The organism is Streptomyces canus (assembly GCF_030816965.1).
Classification (GTDB): Bacteria; Actinomycetota; Actinomycetes; order Streptomycetales; family Streptomycetaceae; genus Streptomyces; species Streptomyces canus_E.
Genome location: NZ_JAUSYQ010000002.1, coordinates 8343630 through 8361106, shown reverse-complemented (window position 1 = coordinate 8361106; position 17477 = coordinate 8343630). Strand labels below are relative to the sequence as shown.

The following is a 17477-nucleotide window of genomic DNA, read 5'->3' as shown; positions in this document are numbered from 1 at the left end:
CACGTCCCGCGGCCCTCGGGCGGTGGTCCATGACGTGAATGAGCACGGGGTCCGGCGGCGGTGCGCGTCGGCGGACCCCGGGATCCGTGCGCGCACGAAAGGAATTTGGACAGGGGGCGCTGGCCAGATCTTTCGACGCAAGGAGTGCTTGAAGACTATGACAACCATCGATTATTCGTCGTCCGCCACCTTCAGGGAGGTGACGGACCGCAACGGCCGCGTGTACCGGATCGGCGAGACCGACCGGCACATCATGGGACGGCCACGATGGACCATGGTGCTCTTCCCGTGGATGGGCATGCTGGGCATCAGTTCCTCGGAGTACGCGTTCACCTCGGCCGAGGACACACTGCACGAGGCGCATCTGTGGAGCAGTGGGCACATCTTCTGGCTGATGGGTGTCTGGGTGTTCTTCCAGGCGGCCGTGGCCTTCCCGGCCGGGCAGCTCAGGGAGAGCGGAAAGCTCCCGGCCCGCTACGCGATGATGCTCGGCGCGCTGGGCACCATCCTCGGCTACATCTCGCTGGCGTTCGCGCCGAACGTGATCTTCGCCTACCTGGGCTTCGGCGTGTGCAGCGGTATCGGCGCCGGTCTTGTCTACGCGACCTGCGTGAACATGGTCGGCAAGTGGTTCCCGGAGCGCAAGGGCGGCAAGACCGGCATGGTCAACGGCGGTTTCGCCTACGGCTCGGTGCCCTTCGTCTTCCTGTTCACCTCGTACATGGACCTGAGCAACTACCGGGGCGTCCTGGTGACGGTGGGCCTCGTCTGCTGTGCCGTGGTGGCGTTCGCGGGCTGGTTCTTCAAGGACCCGCCGAAGAACTGGTGGCCCCCGCACGTCGACCCGCTCAAGCAGACCGACGACCCGAAGATCCGGCGGGCGCTGGAGAAGAACCCGCCGGCGGTCAAGCAGTACACCCCGAAGGAAGCGGCGCGTACGCCCGTCCTGTGGATGATGTGGTTCTGCCTGCTGTGCACGGCCGGGATCAACATCTTCGGCATCGCCTTCCAGGTGCCGTTCGGCAAGGACATGGGCTTCGCGGGCGGGATCGTGGCCACGGCGATGTCGCTGAAGGCGATCGTCAACGGCACCGGACGCGGTGTGATCGGCTGGATCTCCGACAAGTGCGGCCGCCGCCACACCCTGATCATCGTGTGTCTGGTGCTGGGCACCGCGCAGTTCGGTGTGCTGATCTCCGGCCAGATGGGCAGCATGCCGTTCTTCCTCTTCTGCTCCATGGTCTCCGGCTTCGGCGGCGGCGCGATCTTCCCGCTGTTCGCCGCGATGACGGCCGACTACTTCGGTGAGAACAACAACGCCTCCAACTACGGCATGGTCTACAGCTCGAAACTCATCTCGGGCCTCGTGGGCTCCGGTGTCGGCTCGATCGTGGTCGGCGTCTGGGACTACCAGGGCGCGTTCGTCCTGGCCGGCTCCATCGGCCTGGCGTCCGCGGTCCTCGCGCTGTTCCTGAAGGCGCCCGGCAGGCCCCAGACCAGCCGTCGGACCGTACCCAACCCGCAACCGCTCGGCGAGGAAATGGCCTGACATGACGGCAGACCCGTACGCAGCACGCAGCGAGACCGACAAGACCGCACACTCCACCGCCGCACAACGTCCCTACCGAGAAGTGACCGACGCAGGCGGCCGCGTCTACCGCATCGGCGAGACCGACCGGGACATCCTCGGCCACTCGCGCAAACTCATGGTGTATCTGCCCTGGATCACCATGATGGCCATCAGCGTCTTCGAGTACGCGTACGGCTCGGCCGAGGACACCCTGTCCCACGCCCACGGCTGGACGCAGAGCAACACCTTCTGGATCCTCAGTGTCTGGGTCTTCTTCCAGGCCGGCATCGCCTTCCCGGCGGGCTGGCTACGGGAGAAGGGCATCCTGACCGCCCGCAAGGCCATGTACATCGGCTCGGGCATGTGTCTGGTCGGGTTCCTCGCCCTGTCGCACCTCGACAACGTGCTGCTGGCGATCCTGGGCTTCGGCGTCGTCGGAGGTATCGGCGCCGGACTGGTCTACGCGACCTGCATCAACATGGTCGGCAAATGGTTCCCCGAACGCCGGGGAGCGAAGACCGGGTTCGTCAACGGCGGCTTCGCGTACGGATCACTGCCCTTCATCTTCATCTTCAACTACGGCTTCGACACCGCGAACTACCACCGCGTGCTGGACCTCATCGGCTGCTACGTCCTGATCGTGGTCGTCGGGTGCGCGTTCTTCTTCAAGGACCCGCCGAAGAACTGGTGGCCCGCGGACATCGACCCGCTCACCCACGGCGGCAGCGAGAAGGGGGCCGGTGCTCTCGCCAAGAACCCTCCGGCGGTACGGCAGTACACGCCGAAGGAGGCCGTCAGGACCGGCATGCTTCCCCTCATGTGGGTCGCCCTCGTCATGACCGCGGGGGTGTCGATCTTCGGGATCTCCTTCCAGGTCGACTATGCCAAGGAGGTGGGTTTCGGCCCGCTGGTGGCGGCCTCCTCGATGGGCGTCATGGCGGTCATCAACGGCATCGGGCGCGGGGTGGTGGGCTGGCTGTCCGACAAGTGGGGCCGTAAGTCCACGCTGGTGTTCGTGATCGTCGTGCTGGGTCTCGCCCAGTTCGGAGTGATCTGGGCGGGCGACATCAGGAGCGAGTCGCTGTTCCTGGTCTTCGCGTTCCTCTCCGGGTTCGGCGGCGGCGCGTTCTACCCGCTGTTCGCGGCGCTGACCCCCGACTACTTCGGGGAGAACTTCAACGCCTCCAACTACGGGCTGGTGTACAGCGGCAAGCTGATCAGCGGCCTGTTCGGCGGCGGCCTCGGCTCCATGGTGGTCGCGGCCTGGGGCTACGACGGGGCGTACGCCCTGGCCGGCGCCACCTCGATGGTCGCGGCGGCGATCACCCTGCTGCTACGGCAGCCGGGACGGCCCCGGAGCGGCACCTCGGCACCGCAGCCCCAAGCCGCGGTCTGAGCGGGGCGGTTCGGACGGATCAGGCGGCCCTCCGCCTCGGCGTTCGCCGGGGAAGGGCCGCCTCATCCGATGGTCCGGTGCCCGCGGCCCACCCGTGGCCCAGAGGTTCAGCGCTCCGGCCGCGAGGCAGCGACCGCAACCGCGAAACGCGAAACGCGAAACGCGAAACGCGAAAACAGCCGACCCGGACCGAGGCCGGCTGCCTGGATGCTCGACGGCTCGGCTGCCCGTCGGTCCGGCTGCCCGGGCGGCTCGGGCGGCAGCCGGTCGCCTCGCGGCCGCGTCGCTGTCGCTGTCGCTGTCCCTGTCGCGGACAGGATCGGAGGCTACTTCTCGCGGTCGTGGTACATCTTCCGCGTGTGTTCGGTGTGCCGGCGCATGACCGCGGTAGCGCGCTCCTCGTCGCGGTCGGCGATCGCCGCGATCAGCTCACGGTGCTCGATCCAGGACTGCCGGCCGCGCTGCCGGGCGATCGGCGTGTAGTACCAGCGCACCCGGCGATCCACCTGCCCCGCCAGCTCCGCCAGGACCGCGTTGCCCGCCAACTCCATGATCGTGGCGTGCAGTCGGGCGTTCAGAGCCACCGCGGCATCCACGTCGTCCGCGGCGACCGCACGCTCACCCTGAGCGCACAACTCCTCCAGCACGGCGATACCGGCACTGCCCGCGTTCGCCGCCGCCAGCCGAGCCGCCTCGGCCTCCAACAACGTCCGCACGGTCAGAAGCTGATCAGCCTCCTCGTCCGTCGGCTCATGCACGAACGCACCCTGAGCAGGCCGCAGATCCACCCAGCCCTCAGTGTTCAACCGCTGCAACGCCTCCCGCACCGGCTGCCGCGACACCCCCAGATGCCCGGCCAACTCACTCTCCACCAGATGCTGACCCGGCTGCAGAGCCCGCGTCGTGATCAGTTCGAGCAATGCCCCGTAAACACGGTCGCGCAGCGGACCGGGACGCTCGAGCCTGGGCACCGTCCCGTACGGCAGTCCTGTCGTCGGCAACATCGCGGTCCCTCCTGCACAGCGTCGTTTCGCTGCAGCTGAGAGCCAAGTATGAATTGGTTTTCGCCTACAGTCTACGGCGCACAGCCACCGTGAGCGCGGGCCGCAAGGGCGTAGCAGCAGCTCACCGGGCTTGGTGACGTCACGACCCTTGCTGAGCACTCCTCCCATCCTGTAGACAATATCCAGTCGACAAAGTCGGCAGTTCCTCGGTCACCCTCACCGAACGGAGCTTCCACCCATGAAAGTCGCCATCCTCGGCGCCGGAGCCATCGGTGCCTACGTCGGCGCGGCACTCCACCGCGCCGGCGCCGACGTCCACCTCATCGCCCGCGGTCCGCATCTGGCGGCCATGCGGCAGCACGGTGTCCAAGTCCTCAGCCCCCGCGGTGACTTCACCGCTGACGTCCATGCCACCGACGACCCGGCCGAGATCGGCCCGGTCGACTACGTCTTCCTCGGCCTGAAGGCCAACTCGTACGCGGCGTGCGGGCCGCTCATCGAGCCCCTTCTCACCGACACCACCGCGGTCATCGCGGCCCAGAACGGCATTCCCTGGTGGTACTTCCACCGGCACGGTGGCCCGCACGACGGCCACCGCATCGAAAGTGTCGATCCGGGCGGTGCGGTCAGTGCGGTGCTCGCGCCCTCCCGGGCCATCGGTTGTGTCGTCTACGCGGCGACCGAGCTCGAAGGGCCGGGTGTCGTACGGCACTTGGAAGGCACCCGGTTCTCCATCGGGGAGCCCGACCGCAGCCTCTCACCCCGGTGCCAGGCGTTCAGCGAGGCCATGCAGGCGGGCGGGCTCAAGTGCCCGGTGGAGCCGAACCTCCGGGACGACATCTGGCTCAAGCTGCTGGGCAACATCTCCTTCAACCCCATCAGCGCGCTGGCCCGTGCCACCATGCGCCAGATGTGCCTGCACGGCGGCACCCGCAAGGTCATCGAGACCATGATGGCCGAGACTCTCGCGGTCGCCGAGGCCCTCGGCTGTACCGTCGGTGTCTCCATCGAACGCCGCCTCGCCGGCGCCGAACGGGTCGGCGACCATCGCACCTCCACGCTCCAGGACCTGGAGCGCGGCAAGCCCCTGGAACTCGACGTCCTCCTCACCGCCGTCATCGAGCTGGCGGAGATCACCGGCGTGGACGTGCCCACGCTGCGCACCGTGCACGCGCTCTCCGACCTCCTCGCGATCCGGTCCGCCGCATGACGGAACCGGGCACCCACGCCATCGGGTCGGGACCTCGGATCCGGCCGAACGCCGGATCCGAGGCCCCGATGGCCCATGCGATCGGCCGGGAGATCATCCGGGCGGGCCTGGCCGACCGGGAGTTCATCGATCGTGCGACCCAGGGCTTCGAGGAGTACAGACAACTCGTCGAGCCGTGGACGGTGTCGCTCGCGGTGAAGGTGACGGGCGTACCGGCCACTGTCATACGGGAGTTGGCGCAGGCCTACGCGCGGGGTGAGCCGTTCCGGGCGTTCGACGGCACGGAGCACGACGAGGACCGCGCGCTGATCAACCTGTCACTGCTCACCGGCCACGGTCATACCGATCGAGAGCGGCGTACACCTTTCCACCTGGTCCGGCATGCCCCTCCCGTCGACCTGACGGACGAGGAGTATCCGGTCAGGCTCACCCAGGGCCTCCGGCTGGACTCGCACAACGCCCGCCTGCACAAGGGTGGTTCGGCGTCTTCGCTGCGGCGTGCCGAGTGCGTCGAGCTGAGTCCGGAGGACGCCGAGCGCTACGGCGTGGTCGTCGGCGAGCAGGTGAGGGTCGCGACCCGGCGGGGTTCGACGACGGCACCGGTGTGGGTGGATCCGGCACTGCGGCCCGGTGTGGCGTTCATGACCGGCCGCCCACCGGACGGCGTGGACGCCAACCGGTGCTCCCTCAGGGCCAGTTGCCCGGTCGCGGGGGTTGTGGAGTTCGAGGCTGCCGCGATTCGGATCGAGAAAATGCCCGTCGTGGCGATACGGAACTGAGGCCGGACATGGGACGAGTCACGGAACGACGCAAGGTGATCCGCATCCGCGACGGGGCGGTCTCGTCCCGCCCGGACACCCTGGTCGCCGAGGAACCACTGGAGATCCGCCTCAACGGCAAACCCCTCGCGATCACCATGCGCACCCCCGGCGACGACTTCGCCCTCGCCGCCGGCTTCCTCGTCAGCGAAGGCGTCCTCGCCCAACACAGCGACCTGCACAACATCGTCTACTGCGCCGGCGCCACCGCCGACGGCTCGAACACGTACAACGTCGTCGACGTGAAGACAGCCCCCGGGGTGGTGATCCCCGACATCACGCTCGAACGGAACGTCTACACGACCTCCTCCTGCGGCCTGTGCGGCAAGGCGAGCCTCGACGCGGTGCGTACGACGACGCGCTGGCCGATCAACGACGCTCCCCCGGTCCGTGTCGAACCCGAGCTGCTCACGAGCCTCCCCGACCGGCTCCGCGCAGCCCAACGGGTCTTCGACCGGACCGGGGGCCTGCACGCCGCCGCCCTCTTCACCGAACACGGCGAACTGCTCGACATACGCGAGGACGTCGGCCGCCACAACGCCGTCGACAAACTCATCGGCCGCGCCCTGCAGAACAACAACCTCCCCCTGAACCGCGTCATCCTTCTCGTCTCCGGGCGGGCCTCGTTCGAACTGGCACAAAAAGCCGTCATGGCCGGCATCCCGATCCTCGCCGCCGTCTCCGCACCCTCCTCCCTGGCCGTCGACCTCGCCACCGAAACCGGCCTCACCCTCGTCGGCTTCCTCCGCGGCCACTCCATGAACGTGTACGCGGGCGAGGACCGCATCACCCTGCAGGCCGTCGCGGCCGCTCAGGGCTGACGGTCCTGCCCGCTGCACGAACGGCGGGACCCCGACCGGCGGGGAGCGCCCCCTGCGCCGTCGGGGTCCCGCCTCACGCGTGTGCTGTCAGCACTTCTCCCGCAGCGAGTGCAGGTACGCGCTGGAGCGGCGGGCGAACGTGAAGGACTCGGCGGGCTGGTCGTGCTCGGCCTGCCAGTGGTGGGCGAGGCGCTCGCCCCGCAGCCGGGTCACGGCGGAGATGAACTTCTGGTAGTCGATGTCTCCGTCGCCGACGTCGGTCATGCGGTAGCCGTAGGTGTTGGCCGGGTCGCTCACCCCGTCCTTGACGTGGAAGAGCGGGTAGCGGTGGGGCTGCCTGAGGACGTAGTCGAGGGGTTCGAAGGGGGCGGGGGTGCCGTCGGGCCGCTTGGAGAAGCGGAACTGTCCCGAGTACGCCCAGTAGATGTCCATCTCCAGGAACACCAGGTCGGGGTCGGTCTCCTTGAGCAGCACGTCGTAGAGACGGACCTTGGGGTTGTCGGTGGCGAAGGAGAACTCCTCGGAATGGTTGTGCTGGTAGAACTTCATGCCGCGTGCCTTCGCCGCGGCTCCATAGGTGTTGAACTCCTCGGCTGCGCGCTTCCACGCGTCGACGGTCGAGCCGTAGCGGAACGGTCCCGAGGCGGTGCCGATGTGTTTGAGGCCGAGGGCCTGCGCGTCGTCGAGGACCTTGGTGAGGTTCTGGGCGAAGGTGTAGGCGTTCGGGTCGTCCGAGTAGTAGCCGACATGGCTGCCGATCGGGTTCAGGCCGTGGTCGCGGGCCAGCCGCTTGAGCTGGGCCAGCGTGATGGGTCCGGCCGAGCCCTGGGTGTAGCCGGCGAACTCGACCTCGTCGTAGCCGTACTTCTCCAGTTCGGCGAAGACGGGGGCGAAGCCGAGCGTGGAGACCTTGTCGCGGAGGCTGTAGAGCTGGATGCCGAGGCGGCCGGGGGGCAGGACGGGGCGGCCGCGGCCGGACGTCTTGTCGGCCGTCTCGGTGGCGGCGGTCGCCGGGGTCGCTGCGGCGCCCAGCAACGCGGCGGCGGTGGCGCCCGCGGCCACGCCGAGCATGCCTCGTCTGGTGAGGCGGTGGGTGAGTTCGGGATCGGGCTGGGAGATGCGGCTCATGCCTGGGACTCCTCGGTGTCGGAGGGCGTTGTCAGTGGTGGGTGCTTCACTGGGGACCAGTCGGAAAAGACCGGTCGTCGGGTGCCGCTCTTTCGGGCCGGTCAGCCGAGACCGGCGAGGTGGAGCAGGAGTGACTTCACGTCGGTGGCCGCGATGCGGTCGCCGAGGGTGCGGGGGGTGGAGCAGATGAGGAGCGGACCGTCGTCGTCGCTCTCGGGGAGGCGGCCGTGGCTGCCGCGAATAGGTGACGGGTCGAGGGGCACGACCGCCATGCGGTAGCGCAGGCCGAGCTTCTTTCGGGCCAGCGCGGTGGCCGCTTTGACCTTGACGTAGGGGTCGAGCGGGTCCATGAAGAGTTCGACCGGGTCGTAGCCGGGTTTGCGGTGGATCTCGACCAGCTGCGCGAAGTCGGGCGCGCGGTCGTCGTCGAGCCAGTAGTAGTACGTGAACCACGCGTCCGGCTCCGCCACGGCGACGAGTTCGCCGGAGCGCGGATGGTCGAGGTGGTGGGCCTTCTTGCCCTCGTCGTCGAGGAGTTGCTCGATGCCGGGCAGGCCGTCGAGGGCGGCTCGGGTGGCGTCCAGGTCCTCGGGGCGGCGCACATAGACATGGGCGATCTGGTGGTCGGCGACCGCGAAGGCACGGGAGGCCATCGGGTCGAGGTACTCCATGCCGTCCTGTGTGTGCACCTCGAGAAGTCCGGCGCGGCGCAGGGCGCGGTTGATGTCGACGGGGCGGTCCGCGCGGGTGATGCCGTACTCGGACAGCGCGACGACGGTACGGCCTTCCGCGCGGGCGTCGTCCAGGAGCGGGGCGAGCGCCCTGTCCAGGTCGGCGGCGGCTTTCAGGGAGCGCGGGTCGTCGGGGCCGAAGCGCTGGAGGTCGTAGTCGAGGTGGGGGAGGTAGCAGAGCGTCAGGTCGGGATGGCGGGTGCCCATGAGGTGACGGGTCGCGTCGATGATCCACTGGCTGGAGACCAGGTCCGCGCCGGGTCCCCAGAAGTGGAAGAGGGGGAAGGTGCCGAGTTTCTCGGTGAGTTCGTCGTGCAGGTCCGGGGGCCGGGTGTAGCAGTCGGGTTCCTTGCGGCCGTCGGCGTAGTAGACGGGGCGGGGGGTGACGGTGAAGTCGGTGTCGGCGCCCATGGCGTACCACCAGCAGATGTTGGCGACCGTGTAGCCGGGGTGGGCGCGGCGGGCGGCGTCCCAGAGTTTGTCGCCGGCGACCAGACCGTTGTGCTGTCGCCACAGGAGTACGTCGCCGAGTTCGCGGAAGTACCAGCCGTTGCCGACGATGCCGTGTTCCGAGGGGTGGGTGCCGGTGAGGAAGGTGGACTGGGCGGCGCAGGTGACGGCGGGCAGCACGGTGCCGAGCGGGGCATGGGATCCGGACCGGGCGAGGGCCTTGAGGTGGGGCATGTGGCGGAGGAGACGGGGGGTGAGGCCTACGACGTCGAGGACGAGGAGAGGGGTCGGTGCCGCCTCTTGGGGCTGGTGGTTCATGGCAGCTCCTTCAGGCCGAGGTCCGTCAGCAGGTCGCGCGCGAGGGTGAGTTCGGCGGCGATGCCGTCGGCCAGCTGGGTGCGGCCGCGGGGGCGCAGTTCGGGTGGGAGGGCCTGCCAGGTGTAGGTCTCGACCTCCAGGTGGCGGGTGAGCGGGTGCGGGCCGCCGACGAGCCGGGTCAGGGCGGACTTGAGTACGGGGAGCGTGGAGGTGAGCGGTGCGGCGGGGGCCGCGTGCAGCGGGACGTGGAAGTGGGCGCGCCAGGGTGCCCCGTCGGGCAGGGCGCCGCCTGCGAGGGCCTCGCCGAGGTCGTCGGTGCCGCGGAGGCCGGCGGAGGTGCCGGTGCGGGTCTGGTGCAGGAAGCGGGGTTCGTCGAAGGCGGCGAGTGCCTCGCGGACCTCGGGGAGATGGGGGTGTTCGGCGTGCAGGGCGGCTGAGAGCTGGGACTTGACGACGGGGACACGGGCCGCGGTGAGCGCGTCCAGGGCGGTCTGCGGGTTTTCGAAGGAGGTGGCGAGATGGCAGGTGTCGACGCAGATGCCGATGCGTTCGTGGGCGATCGCGGTCAGCGGTGCGATGGCGTCACCGGTGGTCTCGACGACGCAGCCGGGCTCGGGTTCGAGGCCGACGCGGATGGAGCGGCCGGTCAGCTCCTGGAGGGCGTCGAGGCGTTCGGCGAGGGTGAGCAGGGCGGTGCGGGCCTTGTCGGCGCTCCCCTCGTCGTAGGCGGTGCGCCAGGCGAGCGGCAGTGTGGAGATGCTGCCCTCGGTGACGTCGTCGGGCAGGAGTCCGGTGAGGACGCGGGCCAGGGCGGTGGTGTGGTCGAGGCGTTCGGGGTCGGCCCAGTCCGGCTTGTAGACGCGGTACTTGACCTCTTCGGCGCCGAAGCCCTCGTAGGGGAAGCCGTTGAGGGTGACGACTTCGAGGCCGCGGCGGTCGAGTTCGGTGCGCAGGTCGCGCAGCGCGGAGGGGTCGCTGACCAGGGCGTGGGCGGCGTCGCGGGCGAGCCACAGGCCGATGCCGAGGCGGTCGCGGCCGAGGCGGCGGCGGACGGGTTCGCAGTGGTCGCGGAGCTGGGCCAGGACGCCGTCGAGGGTCTCGGCTGGGTGGACGTTGGTGCAGTAGGCGAGGTGGACGGTGGTGCCGTCGGGGTGGCGGAAGCGCATGGCTCACGCCCCGCCGCGGAGGATGGAGTTGCCCTCGTGGGTGGCCTCGGTGGCCGCGATGTCGAGGTTGAGCCGGCCGCTGAGTCCGTAGAAGGCGACGGGGTTGCGCCACAGGACGCGGTCGACGTCGTCCTCGGTGAAGCCCTCGGCGAGCATGAGGTCCGCGACCTTGCGGGTCTTGAGGGGATCGCTGCGGCCCCAGTCGGCGGCGGAGTTCACCAGGACCTGTTCGGGACCGTAGGAGCGCAGGATCGCGACCATCCGCTCCTCGTCCATCTTGGTGTCGGGATAGACGGAGAAGCCGAGCCAGCAGCCGCTGTCCTTGGCCTCCTTGACGGTGGTCTCGTTGAGGTGGTCGACCAGGACCCGGTCCGGCGCCAGGGCGGACTCGCGGACGACGTCGAGGGTGCGGCGCAGACCGGCGAGCTTGTCGCGGTGCGGGGTGTGGACCAGCGCGGGCAGCTCGTGGTCGGCGGCGAGCTGGAGCTGGGCGGCGAGGGCGGTGTCCTCGGCCGGGGTCATCGAGTCGTAGCCGATCTCGCCGACGGCGACGACCTGGTCCTTGACGAGATACCGGGGCAGCTCGTCGAGGACGGGGACGCAGCGCGGGTCGTTGGCCTCCTTGGGGTTCAGGGCGAGGGTGCAGTGGTGGGCGATGCCGTACTGGGCGGCGCGGAAGGGCTCCCAGCCCAGCAGGGAGTCGAAGTAGTCGAGGAAGGAGGCGGGAGAGGTGCGGGGCTGGCCGAGCCAGAAGGACGGTTCGACGACGGCGCGGACGCCGGCGGTGTGCATGGCCTGGTAGTCGTCGGTGGTCCGTGACGTCATGTGGATGTGGGGGTCGAAGATGCGCATCAGGACTCCTTGCCGTGGATGCCTTCCGCGCCGTTCGGGCCGTGGTCGGCGGCCGGCGCGGGTGGGGTGGCCGTGGGGTCGGTCAAGGTCAGGACGCGGTGCAGGTCCTCGGGCACAGGACGGCCCGCGGCGGTGCGTTCGGCGGCGTAGTCGCCGAGCATGCGGGCGAGTTCGGCGTCCGCGTGGGCCCGTCGGTCCAGGTCCGCCACCTCGGCGACGGGTACCCCGGTGAACAGGCACTTCAGGACGGCGTGGCGCCAGTGGTGGGTGTCGAGATGACGGGCGGCGTAGGGGCCGACGGCGGCGGCCAGGAGCCGGGTGTCGTTGGTGCGCAGGGCGTCCTCGACGAGCGGGAGGGCCTCGGGGCCGGACACCAGATGGGGCAGGGCGTGCAGGACGGCGCGGCGTTCGGCGGCGGTGCCCTGGGCGTAGACCCGGGTCAGGGCGTCGGTGTCGGCGCGGGCCGCGTGCAGGATCAGGATGCGGACGGCGTCGGCGTGTTCGGGGCCGCAGCGGCGGCCGGCCTCGGCGAGGCGCAACTCCCATACGGAGATGGGGCCGTGGGCGCCGGGGTGGGCGGCGGCCTCGTCGAGGGCCTGGTCGAGCCAGGTGCGGGCGGCTTCGCCGAGGCGTTCGGAGACGTGGCTGTGGAGGTCGTGCAGCGGGGTCCGGGCGAGGGTGGTGCCCTGGGTGTCCGCCGGGGAGGTTGCCTGGTGGGCATGGGAGTGGGTCATGGGGTGCTTCCTTGTGAGAGCGCCACTGCCTGACGGAGGAACGGGAGGGAGAGTTCGGCGAAGTGGGGGCCCGCGTGGGAGTGGCGAGGCAGTTCGACGACCGTCAGGCCCTGGTAGCCGGTGTCGGCCAGGGCGGCCAGGACGGGCGGGAAGTCGATGTCGCCGTCACCGAAGGGGAGGTGTTCGTGGACGCCCCGGCGCATGTCCTCGATCTGGACGTGGCGCAGCCAGGGGCCCGCGGCGTGCACGCACTCGGCGGGCGACAGGGGTTCGAGGCACTGGCAGTGGCCGATGTCGAGGGTCAGTCCGAGGGCCGCCGGGTCGCCGAGCGTGGTGCGGAGGTGGTGGAAGTCGGCGAGGGTGGCGAGGAGGTGACCCGGTTCGGGCTCGATGGCGAGGGGGATGCCGGCGGTGGCGGCGGTGTCGAGGACGGGGGTGAGTGTCCCGGCCAGCCGTTTCCACGCCGTGTCCGGGTCCGTGCCCGGCGGGGTGACGCCGCTGAAGCAGTGCACGGCGTGCGCGCCGAGGTCGGCGGCGACCTGGACGGCCCGGACCAGCAGGTCGACGCGGCGGGCGCGGTCGTCCGGGTCGGGGTCGAGCAGCGAGGGGCCGTGTTTGCGGCGTGGGTCGAGCACATAGCGGGCGCCCGTCTCGATGGTGACCGTCAGTCCGAGCGCGTCCAGGCGGTGGGCGAGGCGGCGGGTGCGGGCGGCCAGGTCGGGGGCGAGGGGGTCCAGGTGCATGTGGTCGAGAGTCAGACCGACACCGTCGTAGCCGAGGTCGGCGAGCAGGGTGAGGGCGTCGTCGAGACGGAGGTCGGCGAGACCGTTGGTGCCGTAGCCGAAGCGGAGCGGGGTGGGGTCGGGGGCTGGGGCGGGGCGGGGTGAAGCGAGGGGGGCGGTCATGGTGCCGTTGGCGCCAGGAGCGGGCCGGGGCGGAGCAACTGGGGCAGTCGTGTCGCCGCCGGAGCCGGCAACGGGCCGGGGCCGGACAACGGGGTCAGCCATGCCTGCACCACGGCCCCGAGGGGGCCGGGGCTGAGACGGAGCAATGGGGCCGGTCATGTCGTCGCCTGGGCCCGGAATGGGTCGGCGCGGCGAGAGGGGGTCGGTCATGTGACACTCACCTTCCTCGCGAAGCGTCCGGCCAGGGGGCCGAGGGCGGTCGTGAGCAGGGCCGTGACGGTCGCGCCCTTCGCACCCGAGCGGGCAGTGAGGGCGGCCTGGAGGGGGATCGTGGCTCTGATGCCGGCGGTGACGGCTCGTTGGGTGAGCGGGGGTGAGGGGTTGAGGGCGGCGTGGAGGTAGGGGCGGGCGGCAGTGGCCGCGTAGGTGGCGGCGAGGGCGAGGCGCAGGGCCGCGTGTGCGCCGAGGGGGTCGAGGCCGGGCGGGGGCATGTGCGCGCCGGTCTGCCGCGGGGGGCGTGACAGGCGGGACATGGCTGCGGCGGCCAGGTCCGCCGGCCGGCGCGATCCGGTACCGCGTCGGCTTCCGTCGATCCGGTCCGTCGGGAGCGAACGCTGTCGGATCACCGCCCGCGTCAGTGCGGCAGTCACGGCGAGCGCTGCGAAGGGGGCCAGGGGCGAGCCGCCCTGGGCCTCGCGGCGGGAGACGGTGGTGACGGCGAGGGTGTGGGCGCCGAGCAGGGCGGCGGAGGGCAGGGCCTGCCGGATGCCGAGGAGAGCAGCCGACTGCCAGGTCCTACGGGTGCCGGGGTGAGCAGCGCCGAGGTGAGCAGCGGAGGTCAGGGCCCGCCGGATGCCGTGCACGGCGCCGGGAACGGCTGCCGCCCTCAAGGCCGCCCGAGGCTCGTCGGCGACGGCCGTAGCCCACGCTCGGCACGCTCCGACCTTCCGGCTCACGCCGTCCACGCCGGCCCTGGGGGCCAACGGGCTTGCCCCACCTCTCCGGCCCACAACGCCGGCCCCCGCTGTCGCCGCCGCACCGAGCAGCAGGTCCAGCCCTCGTGCCGTCGCCATGGCGACCGGTCCTGCCGGGGTGTTCTTCAGGGCGAGGTCGTACGCCCAGACCGTGGCCGTGAGGGGGACCGCGACCGTGAGGGCGGGGCGGCCCGCGCAGGCCGCCAGCGAGAGGCCCGCGCCGGTGAGGGCGCAGGCCGCGCCGAGGGCTGCCGCGGGGCGGACTCGGCCGGAAGGGAGGGGGCGGTGAGGGCGTTCCACAGCGTCCACGTCGCGGTCGGCCCAGTCGTTGAGGGCCATGCCGGCCTCGTAGAGACAGACGGAGGAGGCGATCGCGAGGAGAGTCCGGGCACTGGGGCGTGCGGAGACTGCCGCCGCTCCGGCCAGGGCATCGCCGGGGACGGTGAACAGGGCGGGCAGGCGCAGGAGTTCGGCCCAGGCGCGGGCGCGGTCGGGGCGGCTGGTGTGCGTACGGCTCGGTGGTGCGGTGAGCGGTGAAGGCTCCTTGAGCGAGGGCGTGGTGGGGGTCGCCGTCGTCTCGCCCGTGCCCTTGGACACGCGCTCCGGTGCCACGGCTCTGCTCGTCCTCACCACTGCTCCCCCGAACGATCGGCCGGCTCGCCGGCAAGGCCGCCACTGTCGACCGAACTGGAGACGCCGCCATCGCCGCCACCGCCGGAGTCGCCCGCGCTGCCCCCGCCACTCCCGACGTCCGCACCGTCCGCTCCCTCCGCGACCGGACCGTCAGCAAAGCCACCACCCCGCTGCCCGCCCCCTGAGCGCTCTTCCCGCAGCCGCTCCGCGAACCCCACCAGCCGCCCGTACTGCTCCCCCAGCGCCGAGGGCCCCTGCCCCACCGGGTCCTTGAAGTAGAAGCCCAGTTCGCTCAGTGGGCCGGACAGGCCCCTCTCCTGCGCGCGGGCGGCCAGACGCGCCAGGTCGAGTACGAGAGGTGCGGCCAGGGAGGAGTCGCAGCCCTGCCAAGTGGTCTGGAGGACCATGCGGGTGCCGAGGAATCCGTCGAAGGCGATGTGGTCCCAGGCGGTCTTCCAGTCGCCGAGGGCGGGGACGTCGTCGATGTGGACCTCGCCCTCCGGGGTGGTGCCGAGGGTGTCGGCCAGGACGCGCTCCTTACCGGCGTTCTTCGCCGCGGCGGCCGACGGGTCGGCGAGGGAGGCTCCGTCGCCGCCGCCGAGGAGATTGGTGCCGGACCAGGCCCGGACCGTCAGGGCACGCTGGGTGAACATCGGGCCCAGGACGGACCGGAGCAGGGTCTGGCCGGTCTTGCCGTCGCGACCCGCGAACGGAAGACCCAAGGACTCGGCCTGCTGCCTCAGCAAAGGATGGTGCAGGCCGGTCGAGGGGGTGAAGTTCACATACGCGCAGCCCGCGCGCAGGGCTGCCGCCGCGTACAGGGAGCTCGGAGGCAGGGCGTCGCCGGTGGGTGCGGGCTCGGTGGAGGCCACGTTCACCACCACCGCGCGCGAGAGCCGACACCGTCGTACGAAGGACCGTATGTCCGCGGCGAAGGCTGCGATCAGGTCGTCGTCGGACCTCGTGTCGCCGGGAAGTGGGCCGCCGGGCCTGATCTCCCGTTCCGCGGCGGCGAGTTCGGCGCTCACCGCTGTCGGCAGGCCGTGGGGCAGGACACCGCCCGCCGCCAGGGCCTCCGCCCGTTTGGGCAAGGGGCAGTCCAGCGTGTCGTGGCCGCCGAAGACCAGAGAGGACAAGGCCGGCAGACCGCTTTCGGTGAAGGGTGGTGTCTCGGTGAGCAGGCCCGTCGGCGGGTGCAGGCCCGCCGTCATGGCGGCGCAGCCCGCGACGACCGTCGTGGCGACGGAACCGCGGGCCCCGATCAGCCAGACGCCGACGCGCGGTGTGGAATCGGACGCGGACATGGCAGCCTCCTTGCCGAGCACATGGGTGCGCAGACCCTGCGACGAAGGGATGGACGACGAAGGGGTGAAGACGGCGGGCGGGAGTCCGGCGTCCCCCGCCCGCCGCCGCTCAATCGCCCTTGACGAGCAGTTCCTTGATCCGGATGTCGCGGAACGACACCTGGTCGTCGGCTCCGTGGTTCTGGATGCCGACATGCCCGTCACGCAGGCTCCGGGCCGGATCGGTGTTGGTGAAATCGTTGATCTTCACGCCGTTGAGCCAGACGCGGAGGCGTTCGCCCTCCACGCGGATCTCGTACGTGTTCCACTCCCCCGGCGGGTTCAGCGCACGGTCACGCTTCTCGAGGTCGGCGGAGCGGAAGCCGTAGACGGACCCCGTGGTCTTCTCGGGTACGTCGGTGGCGTCGATCTGGATCTCGTAGCCGTTGTCCACCGCGGACCAGGGGTCGTCCGAGGGCGGGAAGCCCACGAACACACCCGAGTTGTCGTCACCGGAGGCGCCGGCCATCTTCCAGTCGAGCTTCAGGGAGTAGGCCCCGAAGCTCTGACCGGCGTACCAGAGCATCCCCATACCGCCGGACGAGGTGAGCGTGCCGTCGTCGGACCGGGTGAAGGAGCCCGGACCCGCCTGTTGCCAGGCGTCCAGTGACTCGGCCGTGCCGTCGAAGAGCGGACGGTAGCCGTTCTCCGGCCGGCAGTCGGCCTGGGCCTCGCCGATCGCATAGCGAATGCCGCCCAGCACATGGCCGCGGAACGCCGGGTCCGCGTACGACTCCTTCGTGTGGCCGAGGCCGGTGTAGAAGGCACGGCCGCCCTGGTAGTCCTGGCACCAGGCGATCGGATGGTCGCCGTTCATGGTGCCGCCGGTGTACGACGACTCGTCGAGCGAGGCGAGGACGTGGGCACGGTCACGGGGATTGGAGCGGTAGTTGTACCACTCGTCGGTCCGGTTCCACGTCGGAGGCAGCCCCGACATGGACGGGTGGGCCCGGTCCTCGGCCACCACCGTGGCCGGCTGGATCGCCGGGTGCGACTGGAAGTAGGCGCCGGCGAGGCCGCCGTAGAACGCCCAGTCGTACTCGGTGTCGGCGGCCGCGTGGATACCGACGTATCCGCCGCCGTGCCGGATGTAGCCCTCGAAGGCCCGCTGTTGGGTGGGGTCGAGGACGTCTCCGGTGGTGGAGAGGAACACGACCGCGTCGTACCGGCGCAGGTTGCGCGAGGTGAACGCGTTCGCGTCCTCGGTGGCGTCGACCGTGAAGCCGCCGGTCTCACCGAGCTGCTTCACCGCGGCGACACCGTCGGGAATGGAGTCGTGCCGGAAGCCGGCCGTCTTGGAGAAGACCAGCACCCGTTCGGCGTCCGGGGAGTGCGACGCGGCGGGTTCTGACACGCAGCCGAGGAGCAGGGCGGCTCCCACAACGGCCGTCGTCCATCGTCCGGTTGTGTTCATACGAGCCCCT

The 17477-nt window shown here is 70.7% G+C and carries 15 protein-coding genes; 5 read left to right on the top strand and 10 right to left on the bottom strand.

Going from position 1 to position 17477, the window contains the following annotated elements; all coding sequences use genetic code 11:
- The first annotated feature begins 157 nt into the window (after positions 1–157).
- Positions 158–1549, top strand: coding sequence for an OFA family MFS transporter (locus tag QF027_RS39345; protein WP_307080110.1), 1392 nt, complete (start codon positions 158–160; stop codon positions 1547–1549).
- A gap of 1 nt (position 1550) precedes the next feature.
- Positions 1551–2966 carry an OFA family MFS transporter gene (locus QF027_RS39340; RefSeq protein ID WP_307080108.1) on the top strand — a complete coding sequence of 472 codons (1416 nt, stop codon included), beginning with the start codon at positions 1551–1553 and terminating at the stop codon, positions 2964–2966.
- Positions 2967–3292: 326 nt separating this feature from the next.
- Here QF027_RS39340 and QF027_RS39335 read toward each other — a convergent pair whose 3' ends face one another.
- Entirely contained in the window at positions 3293–3967 is a 675-nt protein-coding gene (locus QF027_RS39335) for a GntR family transcriptional regulator (protein ID WP_306986474.1), read from the bottom strand.
- A gap of 241 nt (positions 3968–4208) precedes the next feature.
- Between QF027_RS39335 and QF027_RS39330 the strand changes: the two genes are divergently transcribed.
- From QF027_RS39330 to fdhD, 3 genes are read left to right on the top strand one after another with little or no spacing between them, the layout of a single operon-like run.
- Positions 4209–5180 carry a 2-dehydropantoate 2-reductase gene (locus QF027_RS39330; protein WP_306974111.1) on the top strand — a complete coding sequence of 324 codons (972 nt, stop codon included), beginning with the start codon at positions 4209–4211 and terminating at the stop codon, positions 5178–5180.
- Complete coding sequence (locus QF027_RS39325; RefSeq protein WP_444876102.1) at positions 5177–5959, top strand: molybdopterin dinucleotide binding domain-containing protein; 783 nt, start codon at positions 5177–5179, stop codon at positions 5957–5959. Before QF027_RS39330 ends, QF027_RS39325 begins: the two co-directional genes overlap by 4 nt.
- A gap of 8 nt (positions 5960–5967) precedes the next feature.
- Entirely contained in the window at positions 5968–6819 is an 852-nt protein-coding gene (gene fdhD / locus QF027_RS39320) for a formate dehydrogenase accessory sulfurtransferase FdhD (RefSeq protein WP_307080106.1), read from the top strand.
- Positions 6820–6906: 87 nt separating this feature from the next.
- Here the strand turns inward: fdhD and QF027_RS39315 are convergent, their stop codons facing one another.
- The 9 genes from QF027_RS39315 to QF027_RS39275 all read right to left on the bottom strand — a co-directional run bounded on the left by QF027_RS39315 (position 6907) and on the right by QF027_RS39275 (position 17467).
- Positions 6907–7947, bottom strand: coding sequence for a sugar phosphate isomerase/epimerase family protein (locus QF027_RS39315; protein WP_306974113.1), 1041 nt, complete (start codon positions 7945–7947; stop codon positions 6907–6909).
- Positions 7948–8048: 101 nt separating this feature from the next.
- A complete protein-coding gene (locus QF027_RS39310) occupies positions 8049–9446 on the bottom strand; it encodes a nucleotide pyrophosphatase/phosphodiesterase family protein (protein WP_306974115.1) in 1398 nt (465 codons plus the stop codon).
- On the bottom strand, positions 9443–10612 hold the full coding sequence (gene eboE, locus QF027_RS39305) for a metabolite traffic protein EboE (RefSeq protein ID WP_307080104.1): 1170 nt from the start codon (positions 10610–10612) through the stop codon (positions 9443–9445). Before eboE ends, QF027_RS39310 begins: the two co-directional genes overlap by 4 nt.
- Before the next feature lie 3 nt (positions 10613–10615).
- Positions 10616–11464, bottom strand: a complete 849-nt coding sequence (locus tag QF027_RS39300) for a TatD family hydrolase (RefSeq protein WP_199873994.1) — start codon at positions 11462–11464, stop codon at positions 10616–10618.
- Positions 11464–12198 (bottom strand): EboA domain-containing protein, encoded by a 735-nt coding sequence (locus QF027_RS39295; protein ID WP_306974120.1) that lies wholly within the window; start codon positions 12196–12198, stop codon positions 11464–11466. Before QF027_RS39295 ends, QF027_RS39300 begins: the two co-directional genes overlap by 1 nt.
- Positions 12195–13103 (bottom strand): sugar phosphate isomerase/epimerase family protein, encoded by a 909-nt coding sequence (locus tag QF027_RS39290; RefSeq protein WP_307080101.1) that lies wholly within the window; start codon positions 13101–13103, stop codon positions 12195–12197. The genes QF027_RS39295 and QF027_RS39290 overlap by 4 nt, the downstream gene beginning before the upstream one ends.
- Positions 13104–13309: 206 nt before the next feature.
- Positions 13310–14707: an SCO3242 family prenyltransferase gene (locus QF027_RS39285; RefSeq protein ID WP_307080099.1), complete on the bottom strand. Its 1398-nt coding sequence runs from the start codon at positions 14705–14707 to the stop codon at positions 13310–13312.
- Positions 14704–16014 (bottom strand): inositol-3-phosphate synthase, encoded by a 1311-nt coding sequence (locus QF027_RS39280; RefSeq protein ID WP_307080097.1) that lies wholly within the window; start codon positions 16012–16014, stop codon positions 14704–14706. The genes QF027_RS39285 and QF027_RS39280 overlap by 4 nt, the downstream gene beginning before the upstream one ends.
- 109 nt (positions 16015–16123) lie before the next feature.
- Complete coding sequence (locus QF027_RS39275) at positions 16124–17467, bottom strand: ThuA domain-containing protein (protein ID WP_307080094.1); 1344 nt, start codon at positions 17465–17467, stop codon at positions 16124–16126.
- Positions 17468–17477: the final 10 nt, after the last annotated feature.